The sequence below is a fragment of the Variovorax sp. LjRoot290 genome, from assembly GCF_964253985.1.
GTDB lineage: Bacteria > Pseudomonadota > Gammaproteobacteria > Burkholderiales > Burkholderiaceae_C > Variovorax.
Genome location: NZ_CAXURW020000002.1, coordinates 1,564,809 through 1,589,741 on the forward strand (window position 1 = coordinate 1,564,809; position 24,933 = coordinate 1,589,741).

Annotated in this window: 28 protein-coding genes; 13 read left to right on the plus strand and 15 right to left on the minus strand. The window is 64.4% G+C overall.

Translation table 11 applies throughout. From position 1 onward, the window contains the following. Positions 1-64 precede the first annotated feature (64 nt). Together ACSQ9A_RS36605 and ACSQ9A_RS36610 are read right to left on the minus strand one after the other, a co-directional pair. Positions 65-832: a TIGR04325 family methyltransferase gene (locus tag ACSQ9A_RS36605; protein ID WP_436307606.1), complete on the minus strand. Its 768-nt coding sequence runs from the start codon at positions 830-832 to the stop codon at positions 65-67. Between the two features lie 55 nt (positions 833-887). Further along, positions 888-1,025, minus strand: coding sequence for a hypothetical protein (locus ACSQ9A_RS36610; protein WP_436307607.1), 138 nt, complete (start codon positions 1,023-1,025; stop codon positions 888-890). Between the two features lie 268 nt (positions 1,026-1,293). On the opposite strand from ACSQ9A_RS36610, the gene ACSQ9A_RS36615 reads away from it, so the two are divergent. The 9 genes from ACSQ9A_RS36615 to ACSQ9A_RS36655 all read left to right on the plus strand — a co-directional run bounded on the left by ACSQ9A_RS36615 (position 1,294) and on the right by ACSQ9A_RS36655 (position 10,147). Further along, positions 1,294-1,419, plus strand: a complete 126-nt coding sequence (locus ACSQ9A_RS36615; protein WP_436307608.1) for a YHYH domain-containing protein — start codon at positions 1,294-1,296, stop codon at positions 1,417-1,419. A 76-nt stretch (positions 1,420-1,495) separates the two neighbouring features. Further along, positions 1,496-1,849, plus strand: coding sequence for a hypothetical protein (locus tag ACSQ9A_RS36620; protein ID WP_436307609.1), 354 nt, complete (start codon positions 1,496-1,498; stop codon positions 1,847-1,849). A gap of 245 nt (positions 1,850-2,094) precedes the next feature. Beyond that, complete coding sequence (locus ACSQ9A_RS36625; protein WP_436307610.1) at positions 2,095-3,240, plus strand: TolC family protein; 1,146 nt, start codon at positions 2,095-2,097, stop codon at positions 3,238-3,240. A gap of 68 nt (positions 3,241-3,308) precedes the next feature. Beyond that, entirely contained in the window at positions 3,309-3,875 is a 567-nt protein-coding gene (locus ACSQ9A_RS36630; protein WP_436307611.1) for a hypothetical protein, read from the plus strand. Between the two features lie 44 nt (positions 3,876-3,919). Further along, positions 3,920-5,044 (plus strand): efflux RND transporter periplasmic adaptor subunit, encoded by a 1,125-nt coding sequence (locus ACSQ9A_RS36635; RefSeq protein WP_436307775.1) that lies wholly within the window; start codon positions 3,920-3,922, stop codon positions 5,042-5,044. A 13-nt stretch (positions 5,045-5,057) separates the two neighbouring features. After that, positions 5,058-8,201 (plus strand): efflux RND transporter permease subunit, encoded by a 3,144-nt coding sequence (locus ACSQ9A_RS36640; RefSeq protein WP_436307612.1) that lies wholly within the window; start codon positions 5,058-5,060, stop codon positions 8,199-8,201. Between the two features lie 90 nt (positions 8,202-8,291). Further along, positions 8,292-8,687 (plus strand): hypothetical protein, encoded by a 396-nt coding sequence (locus tag ACSQ9A_RS36645; protein WP_436307613.1) that lies wholly within the window; start codon positions 8,292-8,294, stop codon positions 8,685-8,687. Beyond that, entirely contained in the window at positions 8,684-9,061 is a 378-nt protein-coding gene (locus tag ACSQ9A_RS36650; protein WP_436307614.1) for a hypothetical protein, read from the plus strand. The genes ACSQ9A_RS36645 and ACSQ9A_RS36650 overlap by 4 nt, the downstream gene beginning before the upstream one ends. A 30-nt stretch (positions 9,062-9,091) precedes the next feature. After that, on the plus strand, positions 9,092-10,147 hold the full coding sequence (locus tag ACSQ9A_RS36655; RefSeq protein ID WP_436307615.1) for an EamA family transporter: 1,056 nt from the start codon (positions 9,092-9,094) through the stop codon (positions 10,145-10,147). 76 nt (positions 10,148-10,223) lie between these two features. On the opposite strand, the gene ACSQ9A_RS36660 is transcribed toward ACSQ9A_RS36655, so the two are convergent. From ACSQ9A_RS36660 to ACSQ9A_RS36670, 3 genes are all read right to left on the minus strand, one after another. Further along, positions 10,224-10,388: a hypothetical protein gene (locus ACSQ9A_RS36660; RefSeq protein ID WP_436307616.1), complete on the minus strand. Its 165-nt coding sequence runs from the start codon at positions 10,386-10,388 to the stop codon at positions 10,224-10,226. Between the two features lie 308 nt (positions 10,389-10,696). Further along, complete coding sequence (locus ACSQ9A_RS36665; RefSeq protein WP_436307776.1) at positions 10,697-11,896, minus strand: MFS transporter; 1,200 nt, start codon at positions 11,894-11,896, stop codon at positions 10,697-10,699. Between the two features lie 60 nt (positions 11,897-11,956). Next, the gene (locus tag ACSQ9A_RS36670; protein ID WP_436307617.1) at positions 11,957-12,583 is read right to left on the minus strand and encodes a Chromate resistance protein ChrB; all 627 of its coding nucleotides are present in this window, start codon (positions 12,581-12,583) and stop codon (positions 11,957-11,959) included. Positions 12,584-12,763: 180 nt separating this feature from the next. On the opposite strand from ACSQ9A_RS36670, the gene ACSQ9A_RS36675 reads away from it, so the two are divergent. Continuing rightward, on the plus strand, positions 12,764-13,090 hold the full coding sequence (locus ACSQ9A_RS36675; protein WP_436307777.1) for a YkvA family protein: 327 nt from the start codon (positions 12,764-12,766) through the stop codon (positions 13,088-13,090). Positions 13,091-13,109: 19 nt separating this feature from the next. Further along, positions 13,110-13,493, plus strand: coding sequence for a YkvA family protein (locus ACSQ9A_RS36680; RefSeq protein ID WP_436307618.1), 384 nt, complete (start codon positions 13,110-13,112; stop codon positions 13,491-13,493). Positions 13,494-14,190: 697 nt separating this feature from the next. On the opposite strand, the gene ACSQ9A_RS36685 is transcribed toward ACSQ9A_RS36680, so the two are convergent. The 8 genes from ACSQ9A_RS36685 to ACSQ9A_RS36720 all read right to left on the minus strand — a co-directional run bounded on the left by ACSQ9A_RS36685 (position 14,191) and on the right by ACSQ9A_RS36720 (position 21,519). Beyond that, positions 14,191-15,291: a hypothetical protein gene (locus tag ACSQ9A_RS36685; RefSeq protein ID WP_436307619.1), complete on the minus strand. Its 1,101-nt coding sequence runs from the start codon at positions 15,289-15,291 to the stop codon at positions 14,191-14,193. Positions 15,292-15,694: 403 nt separating this feature from the next. Beyond that, positions 15,695-15,943, minus strand: coding sequence for a hypothetical protein (locus ACSQ9A_RS36690; protein WP_436307620.1), 249 nt, complete (start codon positions 15,941-15,943; stop codon positions 15,695-15,697). A gap of 108 nt (positions 15,944-16,051) precedes the next feature. After that, positions 16,052-16,333, minus strand: coding sequence for a hypothetical protein (locus ACSQ9A_RS36695; protein WP_436307621.1), 282 nt, complete (start codon positions 16,331-16,333; stop codon positions 16,052-16,054). 88 nt (positions 16,334-16,421) lie between these two features. Beyond that, a complete protein-coding gene (locus ACSQ9A_RS36700; protein WP_436307622.1) occupies positions 16,422-16,742 on the minus strand; it encodes a high-potential iron-sulfur protein in 321 nt (106 codons plus the stop codon). Positions 16,743-16,986: 244 nt separating this feature from the next. Beyond that, a complete protein-coding gene (locus tag ACSQ9A_RS36705) occupies positions 16,987-17,682 on the minus strand; it encodes a fused MFS/spermidine synthase (protein WP_436307623.1) in 696 nt (231 codons plus the stop codon). 127 nt (positions 17,683-17,809) lie between these two features. Next, complete coding sequence (locus tag ACSQ9A_RS36710; protein ID WP_436307624.1) at positions 17,810-20,095, minus strand: NADP-dependent malic enzyme; 2,286 nt, start codon at positions 20,093-20,095, stop codon at positions 17,810-17,812. An 87-nt stretch (positions 20,096-20,182) separates the two neighbouring features. Then, a complete protein-coding gene (locus ACSQ9A_RS36715) occupies positions 20,183-20,968 on the minus strand; it encodes a hypothetical protein (RefSeq protein WP_436307625.1) in 786 nt (261 codons plus the stop codon). Continuing rightward, the gene (locus tag ACSQ9A_RS36720; RefSeq protein WP_436307626.1) at positions 20,965-21,519 is read right to left on the minus strand and encodes a YoaK family protein; all 555 of its coding nucleotides are present in this window, start codon (positions 21,517-21,519) and stop codon (positions 20,965-20,967) included. Before ACSQ9A_RS36720 ends, ACSQ9A_RS36715 begins: the two co-directional genes overlap by 4 nt. A 523-nt stretch (positions 21,520-22,042) precedes the next feature. Between ACSQ9A_RS36720 and fabZ the strand changes: the two genes are divergently transcribed. After that, positions 22,043-22,480: a 3-hydroxyacyl-ACP dehydratase FabZ gene (gene fabZ, locus ACSQ9A_RS36725; protein WP_436307627.1), complete on the plus strand. Its 438-nt coding sequence runs from the start codon at positions 22,043-22,045 to the stop codon at positions 22,478-22,480. 7 nt (positions 22,481-22,487) lie between these two features. Then, positions 22,488-22,853, plus strand: coding sequence for a DUF167 domain-containing protein (locus ACSQ9A_RS36730; RefSeq protein ID WP_436307628.1), 366 nt, complete (start codon positions 22,488-22,490; stop codon positions 22,851-22,853). Between the two features lie 45 nt (positions 22,854-22,898). On the opposite strand, the gene ACSQ9A_RS36735 is transcribed toward ACSQ9A_RS36730, so the two are convergent. Both ACSQ9A_RS36735 and ACSQ9A_RS36740 read right to left on the minus strand, forming a co-directional pair. Then, on the minus strand, positions 22,899-23,171 hold the full coding sequence (locus ACSQ9A_RS36735; RefSeq protein ID WP_436307629.1) for an FAD-binding protein: 273 nt from the start codon (positions 23,169-23,171) through the stop codon (positions 22,899-22,901). After that, complete coding sequence (locus ACSQ9A_RS36740; protein WP_436307630.1) at positions 23,168-24,919, minus strand: alpha/beta fold hydrolase; 1,752 nt, start codon at positions 24,917-24,919, stop codon at positions 23,168-23,170. The genes ACSQ9A_RS36735 and ACSQ9A_RS36740 overlap by 4 nt, the downstream gene beginning before the upstream one ends. Positions 24,920-24,933 lie beyond the last annotated feature (14 nt).

Sequence of the window (24,933 nt, forward strand, 5' to 3'; positions counted from 1 at the left end):
AAGCGGAGCGGCGTCCAAAGCGGGCTGAGCAACGGTAGCGTACATCTTGGGCCCGCGTTGCCCCCTAGGACAGGTCAAAGCAGCAACCCGCGTAGTACGCTTTGTCGCCGCCGTCGACGAAGGGCACCTCGATCGGCTTGCCCTCGTTGCGCCAGGCGTCGCGCCGCTTGTAGCCGGATTCGGCGAGCTCGGCGAGGAGCTCGTCGTGGTGCTGGATCCGGTAGGGACAGACGGCAAAGCCGATGCTGTTGAGCGTGTAGAGCGTGCGCTCGGGATGCACCGCCGTCGTGTTGAGCACGATGCGCCGTGGCTTCACGGGCAGCGCGGCAATGATCTCGGACATGCGCGTCGGCAGGTACTGCAGGCTGCCCGAGGCGTAGAGCACGTCGCAGCCGCTCGCGTCGCGCCAATCGGTGGTGAAGCTGAGCTGCGCGCTGGCCTCGCGCTGCACCGCGAGCTCCCGGCCGCTCGCCACCACGTTAGGCACGTCGCAGACGGTCCAACGCAGGTCGGCAGGGTAGTTGAGCATGCGGCGGAAGGCGTAGTACTTGATGCCGACATGGCCGCCCAGGTCGAAGATGCTGCGCATGCCGTCGTCGAGCGCGCGGCCGAGCCAGAACAGGCCCGGGTAGTCGTAGAAAGCGACCTGGTGACTGTAGAAGGCGTCCGCCGGGGCGTTGTCGTATCCGATGGCCTTGGAGGGCGGCGCGCCGGCTTCGGCAGCGGCGAAGCTCTCGAAGGAACCCATGAACAGGTTTTCTTCGCGGTTGTCCAGGAACTTGCGCCGGTAGGCAGCTTCGCGGACCGACGACGGCAGCAGACTCAAGTGCATTCTTCCTCCTGTGTATGCGCAACGGAGCCGGGTGTAAAAACTGATGCAAACCCACTCAATAGGAGCCCGGCGGCGGTGTCGTCACCGGCTTGAAGCGCCGCGCCGATGCGGTCATGTCGACGAGGCAGGATCGCGTCACACCGACCAGTTGGTCAAGCGCCTTCTTCTCTGCCACATCGAAAGCTGTGGTCATCGCTGGCACCGCGAGATTGCGAAGGTTCGGATTCGCGCCTGCGCAAGCGCCCGTATCGCGTCGCCCCTCTCTTGCGATCGATCACCTGCCACTCCGGATAGGCGAACCGTTCCGAGTCGATGGCGCGTTCATGCAACGAGGTCAAGCTTGCGGGCTTGGGAACGGCAGGAGCGAACTAATGTCACGACGGCATGGGCAAACCCTCAAGAAACAATTGGTGACATTCGGGGATGCTTCATCTCGCCTGCTTTTGGGCAAGGAGATCGATATGAAGAAACTGATGGTCGCCCTCGTCGCGCTGATGATGAGCGTTGGGGTTTGGGCGCACTCCGGCGGCACGGACAAGAATGGCTGCCACCACGATCGGAAGAGCGGCGGATACCACTGCCATTGAGATAGATCGGCGCGTATGCCCGCCAAAATTGCGGGCATGCATCTGGGCGGCGACGACCCTCGGCTAGACTTGCGCGATGCGCCGCAGGCTAGCCCTCGTCCTCCTCCTACTTTCTGCGTTCTGGCAGGCCATCGCCATCGGCGGGCAGGCCACCGCGTTCGCAGAAGTAGAGGAAATGGCCCACGCCGTCCTGCACTGGCAGGACGAGGCGCATCACCATCACGATGACGGGTCCGTGGCGCAGGACGACTCGGACGAGTCTGTCCAACACGTCGTTGCCGATGGCTGCCTGGGCGCGTCCGCGGTCTGGCTCACGGCTTCCTTTTCCTTTGCACCTGCCGAAGCGCCCCGACCGATGATGGTCAACGAGGCGGCCGGACCCTGGCCGCATCTCGACGGTCCTCGACGACCTCCAAGACTGACGACCTGAAAACGCCACTGCTCACCCCGCGTTCGCGCGCGTGGGCCGTTTTCATGTTGGCGACCCTCGCAGGCTGATCCGCATCGCGCGTGCGCGGCCGGCTCGCCGATGTCGCCGTCCCGTCAGTCAGGAGTCTTGTGAAATCCGTTCCATGGCTTGTGTCCTGCACGATCGCAGGAAGCGTGCTCCTTGGGGTCACAGCGCCCGCAGCCGCGCAACCATCCACTTCATCCGTCAGCGCAGTGTCGGCCAGCGTGAGCATCGCCCAGGCCTTCGAAGCGGCCTGGCAGCGCGCCGTCCAATCGCGAGAGACTGAATCCCAGACTCGGCGCGCACGCGCAGAGCAGACGGCGGCGTCCAGCCTCTGGGCGGCGCCGCCTGCCGCCGAGCTCAACCACATCAACGACCGTTGGCATTCGAACGCCGGGCGTCGCGAGACGGAGGTGGGCCTCGTGTGGCCACTCTGGTTGCCGGGCCAGCGCGACGCGCGCGCTGCAGCCGCCGATGCCGAACTGAAGCTCTCGGACCTTGGCCTCGAGGCGGCGCGATTGCGCGTGGCCGGACAGGTCCGCGAAGCCGCCTGGAAGCTGTCGGCAGCCCAGGCCGAAGCAATGTCGGTCGCAGCTCAGACGCGCTATCTGCAAGGCATCGTCGACGACGTGCAGCGTCGTGTCCAGGCAGGCGACCTGGCACGGGCTGATGCCTTGGCGGCCCGTGCCGAGTTCCTGGAGGCCAAGGCTGTCCAGAGCGAAGCCGATCAGCGATTGCAGGCGGCTCGCGCGCAGTGGCGAACACTCACCGGCATCGACGCGATGTCGCAAATGCCGAGCCCGCCGGCGCCGGCTGCTGGAGAGCAGCCGTCGACGACCGGCGAGCATCCCGAACTGCGGCTCGCCACGCAGGCCGTCGAGCGGGCGCGCAAACGCCTGGACGCCGTCAACGTATCGCGGCGCGACCCGCCGGAACTATCGCTTCGGTACCGCGAGGAGGCACCCGGCATGGGTGAGGCGACACTACGTGGCATCGGCATCGGCCTGCGGATACCGTTCGGCACCGACGGCCGCAATGCGCCTCTGCAGGCCGCTGCCTTCGGCGACCTCGATGTGGCGGAGACGACCGAGCAACGCCTGCGCGAGCGGCAAGACACCGAACTCGCGGTGGCGCGTGCGGCCGTGCAAAGCGCCGCGCTGCAAGTCGACAGCACACGCACCCGCGCCGGTCTGCTGCGCGAACGTGCGCAACTCGTCGACGCCTCGTTCAAGGCAGGTGAAACCTCTCTGCCAGACCTGCTGCGCGCAGCAAATGCCGCCGCACAGGCCGACGCCGCGCTCGCGCGCCAGCAAGCGGCGCTGGGCCTGGCCCATGCCCAACTCCAACAAGCACTTGGACTGTTTCCATGATTCATCTCACACACACCTCCAGCCTCAGGCACCGCTGCTGCCTGCTGCTGGCCGTCGCCCTTTCGCTGATGCTGCTGCTGGGCGCCCGCGCCTGGGCCAGCCCGGGGGCCCATGGCCCGAACGGTGAGCACCTCGATGCCCCCGGCCAGACCGTCAGCGGCGGCAACAGCGCTCCGCGCATGGAGGCCAAGTCGGAAACGTTCGAACTGGTCGGCCACCTGCGCGAGGACGAGCTTTCGATGCTCATCAACCGGTTCGAAACCAATGAGCCGGTCCTCGATGCGAAGGTGGAAGTCGAGTCCGGCGCGCTCAAGGCAATCGCCAAATTCCATTCCGATCTGGGCGACTACGCCGTCGACGATGCCGCCTTCCTCAAGGCCCTGAAAGCGCCCGGCGAGCATGCGGTCGTGATCACCGTGCTGGCCGGTGCAGACACGGACCTGCTGGACGCAACCATCAAAAGCGAAGGAGCCGCCGCGGGCTCCCACGGGCACTCCCATGACGACGAACACGGCCACGGCGTCCCCTTGACCGTCTGGCTCGCACTGGCGCTGCTGGCTGCCGGTGCCGTCATCTATTTCCTCAATCGCCATGCCGGCAGCCGCCCCGGCCTTCCGACCGGAGGTGCCCAATGACGCAGCGACTTCAACTTGCATCCTGCAAACCGGCGCCGTATCGCATGGCGGTGATCGCCGCGCTCGCGGTGCTGCTAAGCCTCGTCGCACCCAGTGCAACGCTTGCAGCGGCCGGCGCGCACGGACCTAACGGAGAGCACCTTGACGCACCGAGCAGCAACAATACATCGGGCCTTGCTCGCCTGCCGGACGGCAGCGTTCAGGTGCCAATGCTGGCCCAGCGCCGCATGGCCATCAGGACCCTTGTGGCCACCGAGGGCGAGGCGGCCGCCACCTTGGAGCTGCCGGGGCGGATCGTGATGGATCCCAACGCCGGCGGCCGCGTGCAAGCTGTGCACGGCGGGCGTATCGAGCCGGGCCCGCGCGGCTTGCCGGTGGCCGGCCAATCGGTACGCCAAGGCGAGCTGTTGGCCTATGTGAAGCACCATGCCGAGCCCTATGCGCTGGCGAACCAGCAATCGCAGCTGGCCGAGCTGCGAAGCAGCCGGGAACTGGCGGCGCAGCGGGTGCAGCGCCTGCAGTCGCTGGAAGGCACGGTGCCTCGCAAAGACATCGAAGCCGCGCGCGCGGAACTGCAAAGTCTTTCGGCGCGTGAGAAGAGCATCGGTGCGAGCCTCGGCGCGCGCGAAGCGCTCGTGGCGCCCGTGGCCGGTGTGATCGCGAGGGCCGATGCAGTCTCCGGCCAGATCGTGGAAGCGCGCGACGTGCTGTTCGAGGTAGTCGACCCGAGCCGGGTGCTGGTCGAGGCCACGACCGCCGATCCTGGCTTGCCTGCTCGTCTCGGAGACGCTTACCTGCAAGCCACTCCTGGCGTGAAGCTGAAGCTGCTGGGTGCCGCACGCAGCCTGCGCGACGGCGTGCTTCCACTCACGTTCCGGGCGCAGCCGGACAAGCCTGGCGCAGCCATGCCCTTGGCCATCGGCCAGCCGGTCACCGTCGTGGCGACGCTCACGGAACGCATCAAGGGCTTCGTGCTGCCGGCGCAGGCGGTGGTGCGCAACAGCGCCAACGAGCCCATCGTCTGGATCAAATCCGGCGCCGAGCGCTACATCCCGCAGCCGGTGCAGTACCGTCCGCTGGACGCATCGACCGTGATCATCACCCAGGGACTGGGTGCCGACAATCGCGTGGTGGTGCAAGGTGCTCCGCTGATCGCGCAGATCCGCTGAACGGAGCCTCTGCATGTTCAACTGGATCGTTCACCACAGCCTGCGCGGGCGTCTCTTCGTGCTGGCCGTCGCGGCGCTGCTGCTGGTCTATGGCGCCATCACCGCGTGGCGCACGCCGGTCGACGTCTTTCCGGACCTCAACAAGCCGCTGGTCACCGTGCTCACGGAAGCCGGCGGCATGGCGCCCGAAGAGGTCGAGCAGCTTGTCACCTTTCCCTTGGAGACGGCGCTCAATGGCATGCCGGGCGTGACGCGCGTGCGTTCGACCTCCGGGGTCGGCCTGTCCATCCTCTATGCCGAGTTCGACTGGGACACCGACATCTATCGCAACCGCCAGCTCGTGGCCGAGCGCTTGGCGCTGGTGCGCGAGCAACTGCCAGGTGGCATCACGCCCGCCATGGGGCCGGTGTCCTCGATCATGGGCGAGGTGATGCTGATCGCGCTGCCCCTGGCGGAAGGAAACGGCAAGACGGCCGCGGACCCGATGCGCGCGCGTGAGTACGCCGACTTCGTCCTGCGCCCGCGCTTGCTGTCCATCGCCGGCGTTTCCCAGGTCATTCCGATTGGCGGTGACGTGCGGCAACTGCGCGTCGAACCCGACACGGCCCGCATGGCCCAGTACGGTGTCTCGCTGACCCAGGTCGAGCAGGCGCTGCGCGGCTTCGCGAGCAACGCGGGCGGCGGCTTCATCGACCTCAACAGCCGCGAGTTCCTCATCCGCCATCTCGGCCGCACCAACCGGGTAGAGGATCTGCGCGGAATTGCGGTTGCCTGGAAGGAGGGCCGTCCCGTCCTGCTGGACCAGGTGGCCAATGTGCGTTTCGCAGCCAGCATGAAACGGGGCGACGCCGGCTACAACGGCCTGCCGGCGGTGATCGTCAGCGTGCAAAAGCAGCCCGCCGCGGACACCGTGAAGCTGACGGGCGCCATCGAGACCGCCCTGGGCGAGCTCCAGCAAGGCTTGCCGCCGGGCCTGGCGGCACCCAAGGTGCTGTTCCGCCAGGCCGACTTCATCCAGGCATCGATCAGCAACGTCAGCGAGGCATTGCGAGATGGGGCCATCATGGTTGCGATCGTGCTGTTTGCCTTCCTGCTCTCGGCGCGCACAACTCTGATTTCCCTGGTGGCGATCCCGTTGTCGCTGGCGGTCACCGCGCTGGTGTTCAAGCTGCTGGGCCAGTCCATCAACGTGATGACGCTGGGTGGCCTGGCGATCGCAATCGGCGAGCTGGTCGACGACGCCGTGGTGGATGTGGAAAACATCCTGCGCCGACTCAAGCAGAACCGTGCGGCCGGCAATCCCCTGTCCACGATGGAGGTCGTGCGAAGGGCCAGCGTGGAGGTTCGTTCCGGCATCGTCTATGCGACCGCCATCGTCGTGCTGGTGTTCGTGCCCTTGTTCGCGCTGCCGGGCATCGAGGGACGGCTGTTCTCGCCGCTGGGCATCGCCTACATTGTCTCCATCCTGGCTTCCATGCTGGTGTCGATGACGGTGACTCCAGTGCTGTGCCTCTACCTGCTGCCAACAATGAAGCGCCTGGATCACGGCGACAGCCCGCTGGTCATCCGCCTCAAGCGCTGGGACGAGAAGGTATTGGGCTGGTCTTTCGAGCGCGCCAAGCTGCTGATCGCCATCGCCGCCGTGGCGGTAGCCGCTGCGGCGACCAGCGTGCCGTTCTTCCCGCGCGCCTTCTTGCCGGCCTTCAACGAAGGGTCGTTGGTGCTTGGGATGGTCTTCAATCCCGGCACTGCGCTGGCCGAGGCCAACCGCATGGGATCGCTCGCGGAAACGCTGATCGCCGAGGTGCCCGAAGTCACCCAGGTCGGGCGTCGAACCGGGCGCGCCGAGCTCGACGAGCATGCCGAAGGCGTGCACGCCGCCGAGATCGACGTGGACCTGAAGCGATCCGCGCGCGACCGCGAGACCGTGATGGCGGATATCCGGGCGCGGTTGTCGGTGCTGCCGGCACAGGTGGCAATCGGCCAGCCCATCTCGCACCGCCTGGACCACCTGCTGTCGGGTGTACGCGCGCAAATTGCGCTGAAGATCTTCGGCGACGACACCGATACGTTGCGCGGCCTCGGCGAGCAGATGCGCCAAGGGCTGTCAGGCGTACCCGGCCTGGTCGACCTGACGGTGGAGAAGCAGGTGCTGATTCCCCAGATCACGGTGCGCCTCGATCAGCGCAAGCTGGCGCAGACGGGCTTGTCGCCGGGCGAAGCTGTGCGGGTGCTGCAGGCCTTGACGGACGGGGCACACGGCGCCCAGATCGTGGACGGCCAGCGTCGCTATGACCTGGTGCTGCGCCTGCCGGACGGTCGGCGCAGCCCGCAGGACCTTGCCGCCACGTTGATCGACACCCCGGCCGGCCGCTTGCCGGTCTCGGCGATCGCCACGGTGGAGGAAACCGATGGCCCGAACCAGATCGGACGCGAGAACGGGCGCCGGCGCATCGTGGTCTACGCCAACACCGACGGCTCGGACATGGGACGGGTGATCCAAGATATCCGCAATGTGATCGCCAAGACGCCATTGCCGCCGGGCACCTTCGTGAGCCTGGAGGGGCAGTTCCAGGCCCAGGAGCAGGCGATGAAGCTGATCGTGGGTCTGTCGCTGGTCTCGCTGGCGATGATCTTCCTGGTGCTCTATGCGCGCTACAAGTCCGCGGTGCTGGCCGGAATCATCATGGCCAACATTCCACTCGCCCTCATTGGCAGCGTGGTGGCCATGTGGCTCGCCGGTGTGAGCCTGTCGGTGGCCTCGATGGTGGGTTTCATCACGCTGGCGGGCATCGCGACGCGCAACGGCATCTTGAAGGTCAGCCACTACATCAACCTGTGCCGCTTCGAAGGCGAGAGCTTCGGCATTCCGATGATCGTGCGCGGCTCGCTTGAGCGTCTGACGCCGGTGCTGATGACCGCGCTGGTGGCCGCCTTCGCGCTGACGCCGCTGCTGCTGGCCGCCGATGCGCCGGGCAAGGAAATCCTGCACCCGGTCGCCGTGGTGATCTTCGGCGGCCTGGTCAGCTCGACCGTTCTCGACACGCTGCTCACGCCGGTCCTGTTCTGGCTGCTTGGCCGCCGCGCCGCCGAGCGTTTGCTCGAAGTGGAGGTGCCCGGACCTGGCCTCCGGCCGGTCCCGCAGGAGTCGTACTGAGGTGAGCTGCACGATTCTTGTTTCCATTCCCCAAGGCTTTGCGGCGCCGCCTTGTCAAAGCGCGCCATCCCCTGACCAAAGGACGATCCGATGATCCTGAAAAACTCTCCCTTGCGCCTTCTCGCCGCCGCTGTGGTGCTGACGGCATCGACGCTGAGCGTGAACAACGCGTTTGCGCACGGTGCTGCGAAGCCGCAGTACGGCGGCATCGTGCAAAGCGCGAGCGACCTGTCTTTCGAACTGGTCGCAGCCGGCGACGGCGCCACGATCTACGTCCTCGACCACGAAGACGAGTTCGATACGGCCGGTACGAGCGGCAAACTCACGGTGCTCAACGGCGCAGAAAAATCGGAAGCCGCTCTGAAGCCGGCGGGCGGCAACAAGCTCGAAGCGAAGGGTGTCAAGCTGGGCAAGGGGTCCAAGGTGGTGGCCGCGCTGAAGACGGCGGACAAGAAGACCATCACCCTGCGATTCACGCTGAAGTGATCAGCAGCACGCGGCGGCGCCCTCCAGAAGGCGGCGTGGCGTTGGCACTCGTCGTGCTCAACGGCCTGTTGCAAGGCTGCGCCGGTCTGCTGGACGAGCGTGCCCGCTTCCTGGAAGGCTGGCGGCCGGGCAGGGTCGTGCAGATCGATCAAGGGGCCGCCATCCACGTGCGGATCGCCAAGGATTGCCGCAAGATGGTGGCGCCCGACGCCGCGGCGCGAGATCGCTACGTGCTGGTTCGCTACTCCGAGACGCCCAGCCGCTGTGCGTATCGAGTCGCACCGTTGTCCGGCGCTGAAACGATCGAAGTTGGTGATCGGGTTCAAGTCAACATTCAGCACTGTCATGCTCCGCTGGCAATGATCGGTGGCTGAGGGAAATAATCTTTCGAAGGTGGTCGGCGCATGAAGCAACCCCATGCTCATCTACCCGCATTGCGCGGAGGCCTCCTGGCTCTGGTGGCGGCGGCGCTGTTCGGCATCAGCACCCCGCTGGTTCAGCGATTCGGGGCAGGTCTCGGGGCATTCACGACAGCGGCTTTGCTCTATGCGGGTGCTGCTGTCGTGGGAGCGTTTTCGCGACAGCATGTTGAAAAGGAAGCTCGGCTCAAGCGTGGCGACCTTCCACGCCTGCTGTCGATGGCGGCCTTCGGCGCCGTGCTGGGGCCCGTCGCGTTGGCATGGGGCCTGCAACACACCAGCGGTACCGGTGCTTCGCTGATGCTCACCCTCGAAGCCTTGTTCACCGCCTTGCTGGCGCGCGGCTTGTACGGCGAGACCATGGATCGACGCGTCTGGGCCGCCATGCTGCTCCTGCTCGCCGGCGGCATCGCGCTGGTGCTGGACCAGGGCCGCCAGGGCGGAAATCAGCTCTGGGGAGTGCTGGCGGTGCTGCTGGCCACCGTGGCCTGGGGCGCAGACAACACGCTCTCGCGTGCGCTGGCCGAGCGCGACCCGGCACAGGTGGTGCTTGGCAAGGCGGTCCTCGGGGCTGCCGCCACGACAGCGCTGGCGATGCTGTTCGGTGATCCGCTGCCCACGCTCGGCGCGGCGATCGGGCTGCTGGTAGTAGGCGCGACCGGCTACGGACTGAGCCTGCGTTTTTATCTGCTGGCCCAGCGGGCCTTCGGCGCGGCGCGCACGGGTTCTGTGTTTGCGTTCGCGCCATTCATAGGCGCCGCGCTCGCGATGGCGTTGGGGGACCGCAGCGGTAGTTGGATCATGGCGGTGGGCGGTCTGCTAATGGTGCTGGGGGTGGCGCTGCACTTGGCGGAATCGCATGGGCATGCGCACGCGCACGAGGCGTTGGAACACGAGCATGCGCACCGGCATGACGACGGGCACCATAACCACGCGCACGAGGTGATGCCGGCGGGCCCGCACAGCCATCGACACGTGCACGAACCGATGAGCCATGCGCATCCGCATGTGCCGGATGCGCACCATCGGCACGAGCATTGACGGCGAATAGGAACAAGCTGGTCACACGTTTGTCTGATCTGGTTGACCAGCAAGCGGGTGCATCGAGGCCTGCGGCTCAGTCGAGCGTCACCACTGCGACGTACAGTTCCACCACCAGCCAGCCGATCAACGCCGCAGCGCCGATGGCCAGGAGCACTGAAGCAGCTCTGCCCTCAATGCGTCGAAATGCACTGCTTGCCATTGGGCGACCGGTCCAAGAATTACCTGATAGGCGCTTCATGGAACGATTGTTGATCGCTTGGCGCGCAATGTAAAAGGCACGCTGGGCGCGAGGTTTCGCCGCGCAATGAGAGGAGCTTCGCATAGAGCGTGTCAACCGTCAGCACGCTCGGATGCACCCATTGCGCCGGAAAGAAGGCGCTGCTATGGCCACATCTGGGCGACTCTTGCGGGTCTTGTTCATTCAGCTGTACCCGCCGATCAGCAGTAGTGCGGTAGTGCGCGTGCTCCAGGTAGGGCCTCGCACAGGGGGTTTTTGTGGTGTGAGCCGGCTACCAGACACTTCGCGGGCCGGCTCGGCGCATTGACTCAAGCGCCCAAAGGACGCTGGCATGGACGCCACAACAGTCCGCAGAGTGCAATCAGGCAGAAGGCCGCCCCGGCATAGAAGGTGGCAGACGCCCCGAGCCGATCCCACAACAGCCCGGCAACCACGCTGGCGACCAGCATCGCCGCTCCGCTCACCAAGTTGAAGAACCCGTAGGCGGTGCCGCGCAGATCTGCGGGCGTGGTATCCGCCACCATGGTGGCTAGCAAGCCTTGCGTGATGCCCATGTGCACACCCCACAGGGCGACGCCTGCCAACACGACCCACCAATGATCGCTGGTGGCGAGCACGACGTCGGCCGCGATCAACACGGCCAGGCCGAGCGCCAGCAGTTTGGTGTGGCTCATGCGGTCGGAGAGCTTGCCAAAAGGATAGGCCGACAGCGCGTAGATCAGGTTCATCGCTACCATCACGAGGGGCACCAGAGCGACCGCAATGCCGCCTTGCTGTGCTCGCAGCACCAGGAATGCCTCGCTGAACCGCGCCAGCGTGAACACGGCACCGATTCCCACCACCCACCAATACGGCGGGCCAAGCCGCTTCAGGTTTTCTCGGCGGATTGGATTGGTCCGCTTCTCAACCTGATGATGTTTCGGCTCCCGAAGGCCGAACAAGAGCAGTGCGACAGCCATCAAGCCCGGGACCACTGCCACCCCGAAGACGGCCCGGAAATCATTGGCCCAGAGCAGCATCAAGCCCACCGCCAGCAGCGGACCGAGGAAGGCCCCCACGGTGTCGATCGACTGGCGCAGCCCGAAGGCGGCGCCGCGCAAGTGCGGCGGCGCAATGTCGGCGACCAAGGCATCACGGGGTGCACCGCGTACCCCCTTGCCGACCCGATCCAGCAGCCGGGCCGTCAGCACAATGCCGATCGTAGGGGCCAGCGCGAACAGCGGTTTGGACAGTGCCCCCAAGGCGTAGCCAAACACGGCCAGCCCTTTTCGCTTGCCGAGATAGTCGCTAAGCGCCCCCGAGAAGACCTTGACGATCAGCGCCGTGGACTCGGCCAGCCCTTCGATCAGACCGACCGCCGAAGCGCTGGCGCCCAAGGTCGAGACCATGAACATCGGCAGCAGGCTGTGGATCATTTCCGACGAGATGTCCATCAGCATGCTGACAAAGCCGAGCACCCAAATGCCGGCCGGAATTTGATGCAGGGTGCTGCTGCTTCTTGTGGTCATGGGTTCCGGCGCAGCATTGCTGTCAAAGAGCATGTCAGGCGTGATGGGGGTTGGACCCACTCAGGGCTTGGCATCTCGTTTGGCAGGCCGCTTTGCGGTCGCTTTCTTTGCCGTTGCGGGCCGTCTCGTCGGTGCGGTTTTCGTGTTCTGCTCCCGCTCGAAAACCTCATTGGCATAGCTCTCCAGCAAGGCCTCGCACTCGACCAGCTGCTGTTCGGCCGTCGCGCGCGCCGGCGCGCCATAGAAATCGACGACCTTGATTCGCTCGAGCCAGTTCTTGAGCTTCTTCAGGTCTTCGTCGTTCTCCTTGATCTCGGCGAAGCTGTAGTGGCCAGCCTTGACCTCCTTCTCGATCTCCTTCTTGTAGTCGTCACACTTTTCGAGAAACTCCTCGTAGTCCTGCTCGCGGTCGCGCTTGAAATAGGCCACGACACGCTCCTCCTGCTTGGCGTCGAGCGCGTGCGTTTCGAAGATCACCGCTTCGCCGCCCGCTTGCTCGATATCGCTTTGCACCGTGCGCAGCTGACGCTGGTGCTCGCTGCTGGTGGGCAGTACACAGATGCTGTTCTGCAGGTAGACGGCGCCCATGCCGCGGATGCGCCTCCAGATGCCGACCCGCAATTTGCTCGGCTCGGCGGGCACCTTGTAGGTCAGGAGAAGCCAGGACGAGTACTTGTTCGGATTCATTGCTAATGTAGCGGTGGTTACATCACAACTGTAGCAGATTAGAATCGAATCTGTGATTTCGACGAAGGTGATGCATGAACCGTGAGGACGGACGCGTTCAGGCGCGCGAGAAAGACAACCCGAGCCTGTTTCAGGTTCTAGCTAGGTGCCTGGGCCACACGCCTCAAGCGTGACGCCGTGATGCTCTGGTTCGCTTGCAGACATCAACGCACGCCCTGGGCCGCAAAGGCCCTTGGTGCGTTCGTCGTCGCCTACGCCTTGATTCCCATCGACCTGATCCCGGACTTCATCCCCATCCTCGGCTATGTGGACGATGCGCTGTTGCTGCCCGCGTTGATCTGGGTGGCGATCCGCATGCTGCCCCCGGACGTTGTCGAGGATTGCCGCGCACAAGCGGCGGCGTGGATGAGCCGGGACAACGGCAAACCGCGCAGCGTATGGGGCGCCGTGCTCATCGTCGCGATCTGGATCGGCTTCGCAGTGGCCCTTTGGCAGTGGCTGCGGTAACGCGCAAAATGCGGCGGCGATGAACATCGAGCGCATCAGAACATGGGCCTTCCGCTCGGCACGCAATCTCATTGCGCTGTGGCCGGCAGGATTTCATCGAGGGACACCGCGATCGGCCAAGACCATCGCGATCTTCGTCGTCCTCTATGCCACGCTACCGGTCGACCTGATCCCAGAGTTCCTGCCGCTACCGAGCTATCTGGACGATTTGGCGATGCTGGCCGGCTTGTCCTGGGTGGCAATCCACCTGGTCCCTGCAAACGTCTGGGATGCCAGTTGCGCCCAAGGGGATCATTGGCTCAGGCGCACGATCGGCTGGATCCAAGTCAGAAGCGACAACGTGATTCTGTGCATCGTTCTCGCAGCACTCGCCCTGTGGTTCAGGTTCTGGTTCGGAGGGTGAATTGGCCGGCGACGCCCCTGGATTTCCCGATCAACGACAAGCTCGCGGTTGGCAAGAAGGTCAACATCGAGTGCGTTCACAAACATACAAGGAAAACGAGTCTTCGCGGCCCGTTTTTTCTTTCGACCCCCACCCGGTCCGGGCGAGCGCCGAAGCAACCTCTACCAGCGCCTGCCGACTGTCAGGATGAATTGTGAAGTGCGACGGTGAAGCAACGATTGCAAGACCCAACGCCTCTTGCAACCGCAGTTGGATTTCGCGCTTCCTTGTCGGCGGGCCCCGCTGAGCCGCTCGGCGGCTCCGCAAAGCCGGGAACCGGCGCGCTCAGGCTGGAAGATTTTCTTGTGATCGGCGCTCGAAACGCGAAGCGGGCGTGCCATGCGTAGCGAGCCAAGCCTGCCGTTCCAACTCGCAAGCCTCACAGGTCGCGACTTCAGAGTCGATTTGCGTGACCAGGTCATCGTCCGAACCGTAGCGAGCCCGGAGATCGCCGACGAGCGTGACCAAGTCGTGAAGGTGCCGGGACGTAGAAGGCATAGACATTGCGTTCTCCTCGGGGGACGAAGCTTAGGTCATGTCCTCGGCGCTTGGCAAATCAAGAGACGATTCGTTTCACCTCGCTCCTTTGCGCGTCAACCGTGGCGGCGCGCTACGACTGCCCTGCAGGCGATGGCGCAGCCGTTCCGCGCCCCGCGGCTCAGGGCGCCGGCACGGCCTCGCGGTTGCCGGGCACGATCATCGGCTGGTACGAGAAGACATCGCGGCTCTTCGGGTCCACGACGACCTTCAGCCACTGGACGTCGTTGTTGCCGTTGGCCGCGTTGTCGCCGAAAGTCTCGACGCGGGTGAAGTTCTCGAGCCGGCGGCCGCGGACGTCGAGGAACGGCTTGTCGATGCGGAAGTAGTGCGAATCGCCGTGCACGTACGCCACCGGGCGCCGGAACGCGATCACCTGTTCGCGCAGGGCCAGAAGGTATTCCTTGTAGCCGTCGGGCGCACCGTCGGTCTGCTCCAGCGTCAGCGGGTCCCGCACCGGCGCGCGCGTGGGGTCGCTCTTGTCCCAGCCGGGGTTGGCCTGGGCAATGATCATGAGCGCCACCGAGCCCGTTTGCGCCGCCGCCGCGAAGGACTCGCGCAGCCACCGGATGTTCGCTGCATTGCGCGCCTGGAACTCCGCAGGGTCCGGGGCCGTGTCGCACAGGTTGTTGCAGGAGCCTGGAATGTTCAGCGTGACGTAGGTGACCCTGCCCACTTTCCAGCGTCGATTCTCGACGCAGGGCACGGCCCCGGCCTGGCCGAGGCACAGGGCTTCGGTCTGGACTTCCTGCACGATCGGATCGCGGCCCATTGAGAGCGGCGTGGAGAAGAACACCTGGCGTTCGCGGTCGAGCCGTTCGCGGGAGTTGAAGCCGCCGTTGGCCGTCCGGTCGCAATCGGTCCAGTCGTTGTCGCCTGGCGTGAACATGGCCGCGCCCTGCAGCGTATTGAACCAGCCCACCGCCCGGTGGAAGAGGGCGTCGTCGCACAGGCTTCCCGAGCCCTGCTTGAGGTCGCCGTTGTGCACGGTGAACGTCAGCTTCTGCGCGTTCATGTCGGCCAGCAGGTTGGGCAACCCGACGGCTTCCTGGACGGGGGAGTAGGGAAGGTCGCCCCAGAGTCCGATCGCATATGCTGCGTTCGCCTCCCCCTGGTCGGCGTGGGCCGGCAGCGGGACGCAGGCGACCAGGCCGAGGGTGATCAGTCCTGCGCCCAGCCGCGTGGCGGAGCTGTGCAGGCGTCGAAGCAGCGAGCGGGTCATCGGGTGTTCTCCTTCAACGGGCCGGCGGGATCGCCGGGGCGCATCTTGGGGTTCACTCGGTGACGCGCCGATGACATTCGCGGCGCCGCCGCCGTGCGGATCGATCACCTTTACCTTGCTCCAGGACCGCTTTTTTTCACGGCCATTGAAGTCGCAAACAGGCCAATAGAGTCGCAACGCAGCGGCCAAGCAGGGCGAGAGGGTGGGGCGTTGCCGGTGCGCAGCGCGCGGCTCAGAAAGCGACCGATGCGCGCGACCGTTCACGCGATTGAGACCGCGTGCCACGGCAAAATCACCCAATGACTGAGCCCGGTGAACTCTCCGACGCTGATCTGCGGGAGCGCGCTCTCGCTTGGCGCCGGCAGGCCCTCGGGGTGCGTTGCACGCACGGGCATCAGACCGACTACGGACTGGCGCTCGGCCGCGAGTTGCCGAACCACCGTGCCGCGTTCTCAAACTCCTCGTGTGCAACCTCAGTGGGGTCACGGTCGGCTTTTGAAGGGTAGATCTCGATGGCCCAGTACGCGAGTAGCTCCAGTGGGGCTACTCCATTGGAAAGCCTGGAAAACTCCTGCGTGAAGCCGCGCAGCCCTGCTTCTGCCGGCGAGAGGGTGTAGCCGGCGATGACGATAGGCCCGGCAAGTTTCCACATGGCTCCTGGCCCTCATGCCATCAGACCATTATGCCGTGAGACTGTTGATTGGTCAGATTTCGTTTTCGTTGATCTCCGATGATTTGTCTGAGCAGTGAGCGCAGGCGCTCAAAGAGGCTCCGTATACGCAAAGGCGATTCGATCGTTGGCCGCCTCGAGCTTTGGCCGCTTCAAGATTTCGATCAGGCCCAGGTTCAGGAGCGCCCGCGACGCGGCGACCGGATCTTTCAGCGGAGAGAGTTGATGAAGGTGCTGCAAAGCAGTATGGCCGTTGACTCGCAACAGCAGCGAGCGTTCGTCCAAGCCCAGCGCAGACGCGCGGAACAACACCTCACGCTGGCCACGAGTGGTGCGCGCCAGGACAATTTGCAGATCTTCTGTATGGTTCATAAAGTTCCAGGGTACGTGTCAGAGAGGCGCAATGCTGGCTGATGTTGCATGCGCGTTTCCCGAAGCGCAGCATCAGGGCGCACGGCAGTCAACTCGCCTTCTTGACCCATGCACTGCACCAACCGTTGGCTGCCACCAGCTTGCCCGGAAACAAGGGGCAGCCACCTGTCGCTTCTTTCGGCTTGCCCTGGAATAACTGGCAGTTCGCGCAGGTTTGCGAGACCACGTGCTTGGGGTATTTCTTGGGGTCCACCTTGGTAGTGTCTTGCTTGTAGCCGAGCGCCGTTGCCTGGGGATCGCTTTCTTCCAGCTTGGGCCCCGTAGATTGGGCGTAGACGCCAGTTGCCGCGAGTGCTGAACCTGTGGCGACGACTTGAAGCATGAAGCTCCGACGATTGCTGCTGTTCATGGAATGACTCCGGGTGATTGAAAAATGTTCGGGCAAAAGTTTGCGTGTAAGCGGCGGCAAGTGCCGGTGTCAGGATCGGGGTAACGGCGCACCTCGCGTCGCGACTCTTGCATTCGACGCATGACGGCCGCGAACCGTGCGCACCCGAGCGCGATGCTCAGCATCGCAATGCCCCAGTCCGGCCTCCGTCCGCCTTTCCAGGTGGGAGATGCGAAATATCGTCCGTTGCGGGCCTCCCGTGTCCTTAAGGCATCCCCTGGCTATGCCATCTGCCGAACCGCTTGATCATGGAAAAGCTGGGCGCCAGTTGCGCCCATGCTTCAGGCGCCAGCGTCGATGCGCAGCGTTGCAGGTTTGCAAGCAGCGGCGGCGTGGGCGTTTCCTTGAATGCGAAGGCAATGGTGTTGCCATGATCAAAGTCATTCACGGTGACGACACGTCCAGCAAAGCTTTCTTTAATCCGCTCAAGGTAGACCGGGAAGTGCTCATGATGGGAGTGGAGGTTTGCCACCAAAACCCCGTTGGGCTCCAGCATGTCAAAGCAGTTGTCGTAGAAAGAGCGCGAGCAAAGACTCGCAGGCACCCCGTTGGCATCGAAGCCGTCGGCCACGATCACATCGTAGCGATACTGGGCAGTACGAACATAGTCAGCAGCGTCCTCCTTGCGGACATGAAACCGGTGATCGTCTCTGGGCACCTCAAACTCATCGCGAAGCGCGATGACATAGGGATTGATTTCGATCACCTGAATGCGCGAATCTGGCAGATACCAGTAGCAGAACTTCGCCAGTGACCCGCCACCCAGACCCACCATGGCGATGTGGCGGGGGTTGGGCGCAAACAGCAGGAAGCCCATCATGAGGCGCGTGTAAGCCAGCATGAGGTTGTTGGGCCGGTCGATCTGCATCCGGCTTTGAACGTCGCAGATCGAGAAATGCATGGTCTTTGAGTTCAGCGATTTGTCAACAAGAGGTCGCGGGTGCCGGTTGTACTCGAGGCGGTCTGACATCAATGATTCAATGAGATGAAAAAGAAGGGTGGGCGGAGCGGGCGCGCGCTTGGAAGGACTACTTGTCGCTTGGGATCTCGGCGACAGTCAGGGCAGTCATGTTGAAGATGCCGCGCACCGTTGCCGACGGTGTCAAGACATGGATAGGCCGTGCTGCGCCGAGCAAGATGGGACCGATGGTGATTCCACCCCCCATGGCAGTCTTCATCAGGCCGTAGGAAATGTTGGCGGCGTCGATGTTCGGGAATACCAGCAGGTTGGCGTCGCCGGCCAGCGCACTGTGCGGCATGACGGCGGCGCGCTGCTTGCCGTCGAGCGCCACATCGCCCTGCATCTCGCCGTCGACTTGCAGCCAAGGCGCCTGGATCAGAAGGGCGTCGAGCGTCTGACGCATCTTGATAGCGCTCGGCTGGTTGCTGCTGCCGAAGTTGGAATGCGACAGCAGCGCCGCCTTCGGCTTGAGGCCGAAGCGCATCATCTCCTCGGCCGCCATGGTGGTGATCTCGGCGAGCTCCTCGGGCGTCGGGTCGTAGTTGACGTGCGTGTCGACCAGGAACACCTGGCGGTCAGGTAGCAGCAGGCCGTTCATGCAGGCGTAGGTGGAGACGCCGGCGCGCCTGCCGATCACCTGGTCGATGTAGTGCAGGTGCAAGGCGGTGGTGCCCCAGGTGCCGCAGATCATGCCGTCCACGTCGCCCTTGTGCAGCAGCATGGCGCCGATCAGCGTCAGGCGGCGGCGCATCTCGATCTTGGCGGTCTGCACCGTCGTGCCCTTGCGCTCGGTCATGCGGTGGTAGGTCTGCCAGAAGTCGCGGTAGCGATGGTCGTGCTCGACGTTGACGATGTCGTAGTCCAGCTCTTCCTTGAGGCGCAGGCCGAACTTCTCGATGCGCTGGGCGATGATCGCCGGCCGGCCGATCAGCGTGGGACGGGCGATGCCTTCGTCCACCACGATCTGTGCCGCCCGCAGCACGCGCTCTTCCTCGCCCTCGCAGTAGGCGACGCGCTTCTTCGGCGCGCGCTTGGCGGCGTCGAAGATCGGCTTCATCGCGGGGCCCGAGGCGTAGACGAAGCTCTGCAGCTTGTCGCGGTAGGCATCCAGGTCCGCGATCGGCCGCAGCGCGACGCCGCTCTCCGCAGCGGCCTTGGCGACCGCGGGCGCGACCTTTATCATGAGCCGCGGGTCGAAGGGCTTCGGAATCAGGTACTCGGGACCGAAGCTGAGCTTTTCGCCGACATAGGCGGCAGCCACGCGCTCGCTCTGCTCGGCCTGCGCGAGTTCGGCGATGGCATGCACCGCTGCGACTTCCATCTCGTCGGTGATGGTGGTCGCGCCGCAGTCGAGCGCGCCGCGGAAGATGTAGGGGAAGCACAGGACGTTGTTGACCTGGTTCGGGTAGTCGGTGCGCCCGGTGGCCATGACCACGTCGCTGCGCACGGCATGCGCGTCCTCGGGCGAGATCTCGGGGTTGGGATTGGCCAGCGCGAAGATCACCGGCTTGGCCGCCATCTTCGCCACCATCGCGGGCTTGAGCACGCCGCCGGCCGAGAGGCCGAGGAACACGTCGGCGCCTTCGATCACCTCGGCCAGCGAGCGCGCCGAGGTCTTTTGCATGTACTGGCGCTTGTCGTCGTCCATCAGCTCGGTGCGGCCTTCGTAGACCACGCCGGCGAGATCGGTCACGAACACGTTCTCGCGCTTCAGGCCGACCTTCAGCAGCAGGTTCAGGCAGGCCAGCGCCGCGGCGCCGGCGCCCGAGGTGACGAGCTTGACCTGCGAGATGTCCTTGCCCACCACCTTCAGGCCGTTGAGCATGGCGGCCGCCACCGTGATCGCCGTGCCGTGCTGGTCGTCGTGGAAGACCGGGATCTTCATGCGCTTGCGCAGCTCGCGCTCGACGTAGAAGCAGTCCGGTGCCTTGATGTCTTCGAGGTTGATGGCGCCGAAGGTCGGCTCCAGCGCGGCGATGACCTCCACCAGCCTGGCCGGGTCCTTCTCGTCGATCTCGATGTCGAACACGTCGACGCCGGCGAACTTCTTGAACAGGACGCCCTTGCCTTCCATCACCGGCTTGGCGGCCAGCGGCCCGATGTCGCCGAGGCCCAGCACGGCGGTGCCGTTGGTGATGACCGCGACGAGGTTGCCGCGCGCGGTGTACTTGAAGGCGTTGACCGGGTCCTTGACGATTTCCTCGCAAGGTGCCGCCACGCCGGGCGAGTAGGCCAGCGCCAGGTCGCGCTGGTTGAGCATTTGCTTGGTCGCCGCGATCGCGATCTTGCCCGGGACCGGATGCCCGTGATATTCAAGCGCGGCAAGGCGAAACGGATCAGTGGGGTTGGTCATAAGGTTCCTGTTCTGGCGCTTCATACGGAGCCGAGATACGCTCCCCGCCAGCTGAACGCGCTGGTCGTCGAGGTCGGTGGGGCAACTTCATGACGACAGTGGCGTAGCCCACACCAGCCGAACCAACCCGTTGGCGATGTGTGGCAGCCGCATCCCCGTCGCGAGCACGCTGGTTGTCAGCCGGAGAGGTAGCGCGCCCTTCAACTGAGCGAATACAAAGAACGAGACTTCCGAGTCCGAGCGCAGGCGAAAAAGCCGATCACTCTCCACAAGCAACTGGGGGACCACGCGACTCGGACGCGTATCGCGATCAAAGTAGATGCGTACGAGCCGGTCGTCAGGGAGGAGAAGTCGCGCGCACTCGCTCGAACCCTCCTCAGATATCAGCTCTAATGGAAGGCCCTTGAGAACGGCATGCTCCTTGACGAGGTGCTCCAAGGTCAGGTTCACAACGGTCCGAAGCATCTCGACATCCAGCAACTGCGCTTGGTTCTCTCCTTCCAGCAGGCTGGCGAGATCCCCGCCACGATCCGGTCCTTCGTACCGAACGCAGCTCAACCCCAGGCCCGGTTCTGTCTGGCAGGCCTGTGCAACGTCCAGTAGCTCGCGCGCAGCGCTGCAAACTGACTGCAGCCAGGTGATAGCGGCAGCGAAGTGATCAAATTCGTATGTGGCTTCTGGAAACCGGTCAACGAAGAGCTTCGGGTCCAACACGTCATTGAGTCTTCGTGTGATCGGTGACGTCCACCGGACTTCGTTGCCCAGTTGCCAAACCGCACCGAAGGTGCGGCTTGCACCTCCCGATGGAGGCTGGTAACGCAGCAGCTTGATGTGTCGGCTGACGGTGCGGTTCGTTCCCGCAGCGGCTTTCACGAAACATCCCCCGTAGATCTGTCACCCATCGACCTCAAGTCTTGCAGCATCGGCGGTGCAGCCAACGTCACCAGCACGGCGGCAAAGAGCACCGCCGCCGCAAAGCCCACAACCGTGAAGGCGATGACGCCGACAACGCCTCCGCCCACAAACAACCCGAGGATCGTCGTATAGAGAGCCACCTTCTCGGAGTCGGCCTTCACCATGCGTTGGCCATCGACTCCTCGAGGATCGTCACCGTGGATCCATCGACCCAGCTCAACGCCCAGGTCCGTGATAACGCCAGTCATGTGTGTCGTCCTGATCTCGGTCTTCGAGATCTTGCTGACGATCGCGTTCTGCAGCCCCATGATGAAACAAAGGAGCAAAACGGTGGACGGAACGAACCATTCGCCAAGCAGCTCGAGATTGGCGCCCAACAAACCAAACAGCAACAGCAAGACCGCCTCGAGCACAAGGGGGTGCGCGAACTCGCCCTGTAACCGCCGGCGGCGCGCACGAGTGGCCAGCGCTCCGGTGGTTGCCGCTCCGCAAATAAATGAAATGAGCAACGCGACTCCGGCAAACGCCCAGGCGACGACGCGAGCACGCCTCCCAGCTGTCGGTTTGTTCGTTGGGTCCGAACCAACTGGATGAGTTCTTGAAGAATGTTCGCTCGCATGGACGGTGGGGGCGTCGCGAGCTCATCGGGCTTCACGGCGGAAGCGCGAATATAGTTTTCATTGTGTATCATTGCAATTACCATTTGATTAACATATTTTGCGATCACCTCAGCGCGACAGGTACGCCCGTCGAAACACCGCATCTGCGACGCTTTCGCCTGAGGCTCAATAGATGCGAGTGCTCGAATGGCCTGTTCAGCGCCGCGGCGTCACACTCCTCGCAGCCGAGCGCCAGCTATTCAGCAGTCCTTAAGGGAGCTGACGGAGTTTTTTCTGCGGATTTCGGTCTGCGTGGCGGGATGAACGGCCGAGATTTGGCCGAGAGGAGCTGGGCGATACGACCCAGCCTCAAGGTGCTGTTCGTTACCGGCTATGCCGAGAGCGCCGCGTTTGGCAAGGGGTTTGTGTGAAGTTGGACATCTACGAAATTCTGAAGAGGCTTCCCCACCGCTATCCGTTCCTTTTGGTGGACCGCGTCGTGAATCTCGAGAAGGGCATGCGGATCGAGGCGCTGAAGAATGTCACGATCAACGAAGCGTTGTTCCAAGGTCACTTTCCTCACCGTCCCGTGGTGCCCGGCGTACTGCTGCTGGAAGCGCTGGCGCAGGCGGCTGCATTGCTCGCATTCGAGACTTTCGGTGAAACACCTGATGACACGAAGATGTACTACTTCGGTGGAATCGATGCAGCGCGGTTCAAGAGGCCGGTCGAACCTGGGGATCAGTTGATGATGGACGTTCGACTGCTGCGCAGGAAAGCGGGGGTCTTCAAGTTCAAGGGGAGTGGCTTTGTAGACGGTCAACTCGCCGTTGAGGCCGAGTTGCTGTGCACGCGTGTGGTCATCGCGTGATGTTTCGATGCCGCGCGTGCCGCCTGACCCGGCGCGTGGCCCCCCATTGAAAAAGAGCTCGTTCTACAGGTGGGAGGGGGACATCTTGGTCCTCAACATTCTCGGGACACCCGGCGCAGCAAAGGACGCCATCGGCAAGGTCAAGGGCAATCAGTTGAAAGTCAGCGTCACCGAGGCGCCGCGCGTGGGCCGTGCAACGGACCACATGGTGCGTTTCCTGGCCGGCGAGTTTGGCGTATCGCGCTGCGCCATCGAGGTTGTGTTCGGGCGCAAGAACGTCAACAAGCAACTGCGAATCAAGGCTCCCTCGAGGTTGCCTGCATGCATCGAGCCGCCTGCCATGGTCTCGCCAAGTTCGGTTCGACCCAAATAGGACGGTCCCGTCGATAGAGCGCGGCTTGCCAATCGGCATGGAGTATCAATGAGCGGGAATGGCCGGCCGACTCCTGTCTGGCACCGCGGCTGCGACGCGTGGTGGGGCCGCCCGTCCAGATGACATAGGCTCCTGTCGACGGACGCACAAACCCGGAGCCTGCAAGGCACGCGTTGCATTGCCGACGAGGTACAGCCCGGCGCCGGGGATTGCCCAGTTGCTTGCGCACTCGACGATGGTCACCGACAACCGCTGCTCGCGCAGGGCGATCGCAAGCGCCAGGCCGGCGAGGCCGCCCCCGACGATCAGCAGCTTCAATTCGTCTCCACCGTGGTCGAGTCGAATGACTTGGTGCCGACGCCGATATGGATCGGCGCTGTCAACACGGCCGGGCCCGCGCCGACCGCGCGCTCTCGGACCATGTCGTCCAGCGTCTGCTGGACCCCAACGAGCTGATCCTGCGTCAGGTGCAGGTGTCCTAGAACCTCCCCGACGATAGGATTGCTGTGCACCAACCAGTCCCACATGTGCTCGCCGGACTCGAACGCCGTTTTCTCGGTGACCGTCTCCACGCTGACCTGTTGAAGTCCGGCTTTCGTGAGCTCCTGGCGCAGCCTTTCGGGATCCTTCAGCTGAAAAGGCAGCGGAAGAGGATCCATCGTCGGACCTTCGAAGGACGGGACCACGGACCGTATGGCGGCCACGAAGAAGCCAAAGAATTCGATCTCGTGCGGATCGCCGTACACGGTCATCAGCACCCGCCCCGTCGGCTTGACGACGCGCGCCATTTCACGGATTCCGCGCGGCATGTCCGGAAACAGCATGACGCCGAACTGCGATCCGGCGACGTCGAAGCTGCTGTCCTCCAGCGCAAGGGCATGGCCGTCCATGACGCGCGTCTCGATGGCGAGCCCTTCCTTGCGTGCGCGCGCATCGAGGTGCTCGAGCATGGCCGGCGATTGGTCCGTCGCCAGGACCTGCGCGCCGAAGCGCGCTGCGGGAATGCTGAGCGCGCCGCTGCCTGCCGCCACGTCCAGGAAACTCATGCCGGCGAGCACGCCGGCGCGGCGCAGGCCTTCGTTGCCTACCCACATCTGCGTGGGCGTGTTCGTGCGGTCGTATCCCTTCGCGATCCTGTCCCAGGCATCCCGCGTTGATTCCGGGGTGTTCAGAGAGTCGGCGAGCGCGGCGCGCACCGCACGCACAAACGCTTCCGGCTGTTCGATCGCAGGATCGTCGTCGGCGTCCTCGATCACATGCAACGGCCATCCGTAGCGCGCGCTCGACGCCTCGGCAACGGGTAGCCCCGTCACACGGTCGTACCGCCCCCAGATCAGGGTCGTGGGGACGGCGATTCGCGCGAGATCCGCCGACGGGATCGCCGGCAGTCCGAACAAATCCATCAATGCGCCCAGAGCAGCCTGTACTCCCGGTGTCCGGGCACGATCGAGGTTATAGGCCTTGAACGGCTCCAAGAGCTCACCCATGCGTTGTCGCACGTCGTCCAGGTCGAGTGCGCAGTACTGCCACAAGCGATCGTGCGTATGCTCGGTCGGTTGCGCAATGAAATCGTTCAACGCGAGCCCGAAGACCTGCGCAGGCTGGAACGGGCTCAGGCCCAGGGTGTCGACGAGCACGAGCCGGTCGAGCCGATCGCCGTGCTGGCTGGCAAAGCGGGCTGCGATGGCGCCGCCAAGTGCGTAGCCCACCAGCACGGGTGGCGACGGGCAGGTGCGCGCGATCAACTCGCCGAGCCAGGCGAACACGCGATCGGCGTCCAAGGGGCCCTCGTCCACCTCCGAGGCGCCCTGGCCGGGCAGGTCGGGGGCCACGACGCGATGGGTTCTCGCGAGGTCCGGGATGACCTGCAACCAGTGAGCCGCGTTGCCGCCCGGACCATGCAGCAGCACCATCGACGGGCCGTCCCCACCCTCGAGCATCGCCGTCGAGACGCCGGCCAGCCGAAGTTGCCGCTGTGTGACCGGTAACCCCGCCAGCAACTGCTCGCGGGCGTCCGCGTCGGCCGGGGGACGGATGCGTTGCTGAGTTTCTTCGCGGGTAGTCACGGCTTGCTCCTTGT

Coding starts and splice junctions, on each gene's coding strand:
- ACSQ9A_RS36620 (WP_436307609.1), top strand. CDS start 1,496: ATGCGCCGCAGGCTAGCCCTCGTCCTCCTCCTACTTTCTGCGTTCTGG.
- ACSQ9A_RS36605 (WP_436307606.1), bottom strand. CDS start 832: ATGCACTTGAGTCTGCTGCCGTCGTCGGTCCGCGAAGCTGCCTACCGG.
- ACSQ9A_RS36615 (WP_436307608.1), top strand. CDS start 1,294: ATGAAGAAACTGATGGTCGCCCTCGTCGCGCTGATGATGAGCGTTGGG.
- ACSQ9A_RS36690 (WP_436307620.1), bottom strand. CDS start 15,943: ATGTGGAAACTTGCCGGGCCTATCGTCATCGCCGGCTACACCCTCTCG.
- ACSQ9A_RS36675 (WP_436307777.1), top strand. CDS start 12,764: ATGCTCTGGTTCGCTTGCAGACATCAACGCACGCCCTGGGCCGCAAAG.
- ACSQ9A_RS36680 (WP_436307618.1), top strand. CDS start 13,110: ATGAACATCGAGCGCATCAGAACATGGGCCTTCCGCTCGGCACGCAAT.
- ACSQ9A_RS36630 (WP_436307611.1), top strand. CDS start 3,309: ATGCTGCTGCTGGGCGCCCGCGCCTGGGCCAGCCCGGGGGCCCATGGC.
- ACSQ9A_RS36660 (WP_436307616.1), bottom strand. CDS start 10,388: ATGAAGCGCCTATCAGGTAATTCTTGGACCGGTCGCCCAATGGCAAGC.
- ACSQ9A_RS36695 (WP_436307621.1), bottom strand. CDS start 16,333: ATGAACCATACAGAAGATCTGCAAATTGTCCTGGCGCGCACCACTCGT.
- ACSQ9A_RS36685 (WP_436307619.1), bottom strand. CDS start 15,291: ATGACCCGCTCGCTGCTTCGACGCCTGCACAGCTCCGCCACGCGGCTG.
- ACSQ9A_RS36645 (WP_436307613.1), top strand. CDS start 8,292: ATGATCCTGAAAAACTCTCCCTTGCGCCTTCTCGCCGCCGCTGTGGTG.
- ACSQ9A_RS36705 (WP_436307623.1), bottom strand. CDS start 17,682: ATGCATTTCTCGATCTGCGACGTTCAAAGCCGGATGCAGATCGACCGG.
- ACSQ9A_RS36700 (WP_436307622.1), bottom strand. CDS start 16,742: ATGAACAGCAGCAATCGTCGGAGCTTCATGCTTCAAGTCGTCGCCACA.
- ACSQ9A_RS36640 (WP_436307612.1), top strand. CDS start 5,058: ATGTTCAACTGGATCGTTCACCACAGCCTGCGCGGGCGTCTCTTCGTG.
- ACSQ9A_RS36670 (WP_436307617.1), bottom strand. CDS start 12,583: ATGAATCCGAACAAGTACTCGTCCTGGCTTCTCCTGACCTACAAGGTG.
- ACSQ9A_RS36665 (WP_436307776.1), bottom strand. CDS start 11,896: ATGACCACAAGAAGCAGCAGCACCCTGCATCAAATTCCGGCCGGCATT.
- ACSQ9A_RS36730 (WP_436307628.1), top strand. CDS start 22,488: ATGCCGCGCGTGCCGCCTGACCCGGCGCGTGGCCCCCCATTGAAAAAG.
- ACSQ9A_RS36710 (WP_436307624.1), bottom strand. CDS start 20,095: ATGACCAACCCCACTGATCCGTTTCGCCTTGCCGCGCTTGAATATCAC.
- ACSQ9A_RS36655 (WP_436307615.1), top strand. CDS start 9,092: ATGAAGCAACCCCATGCTCATCTACCCGCATTGCGCGGAGGCCTCCTG.
- ACSQ9A_RS36635 (WP_436307775.1), top strand. CDS start 3,920: ATGGCGGTGATCGCCGCGCTCGCGGTGCTGCTAAGCCTCGTCGCACCC.
- ACSQ9A_RS36610 (WP_436307607.1), bottom strand. CDS start 1,025: ATGACCACAGCTTTCGATGTGGCAGAGAAGAAGGCGCTTGACCAACTG.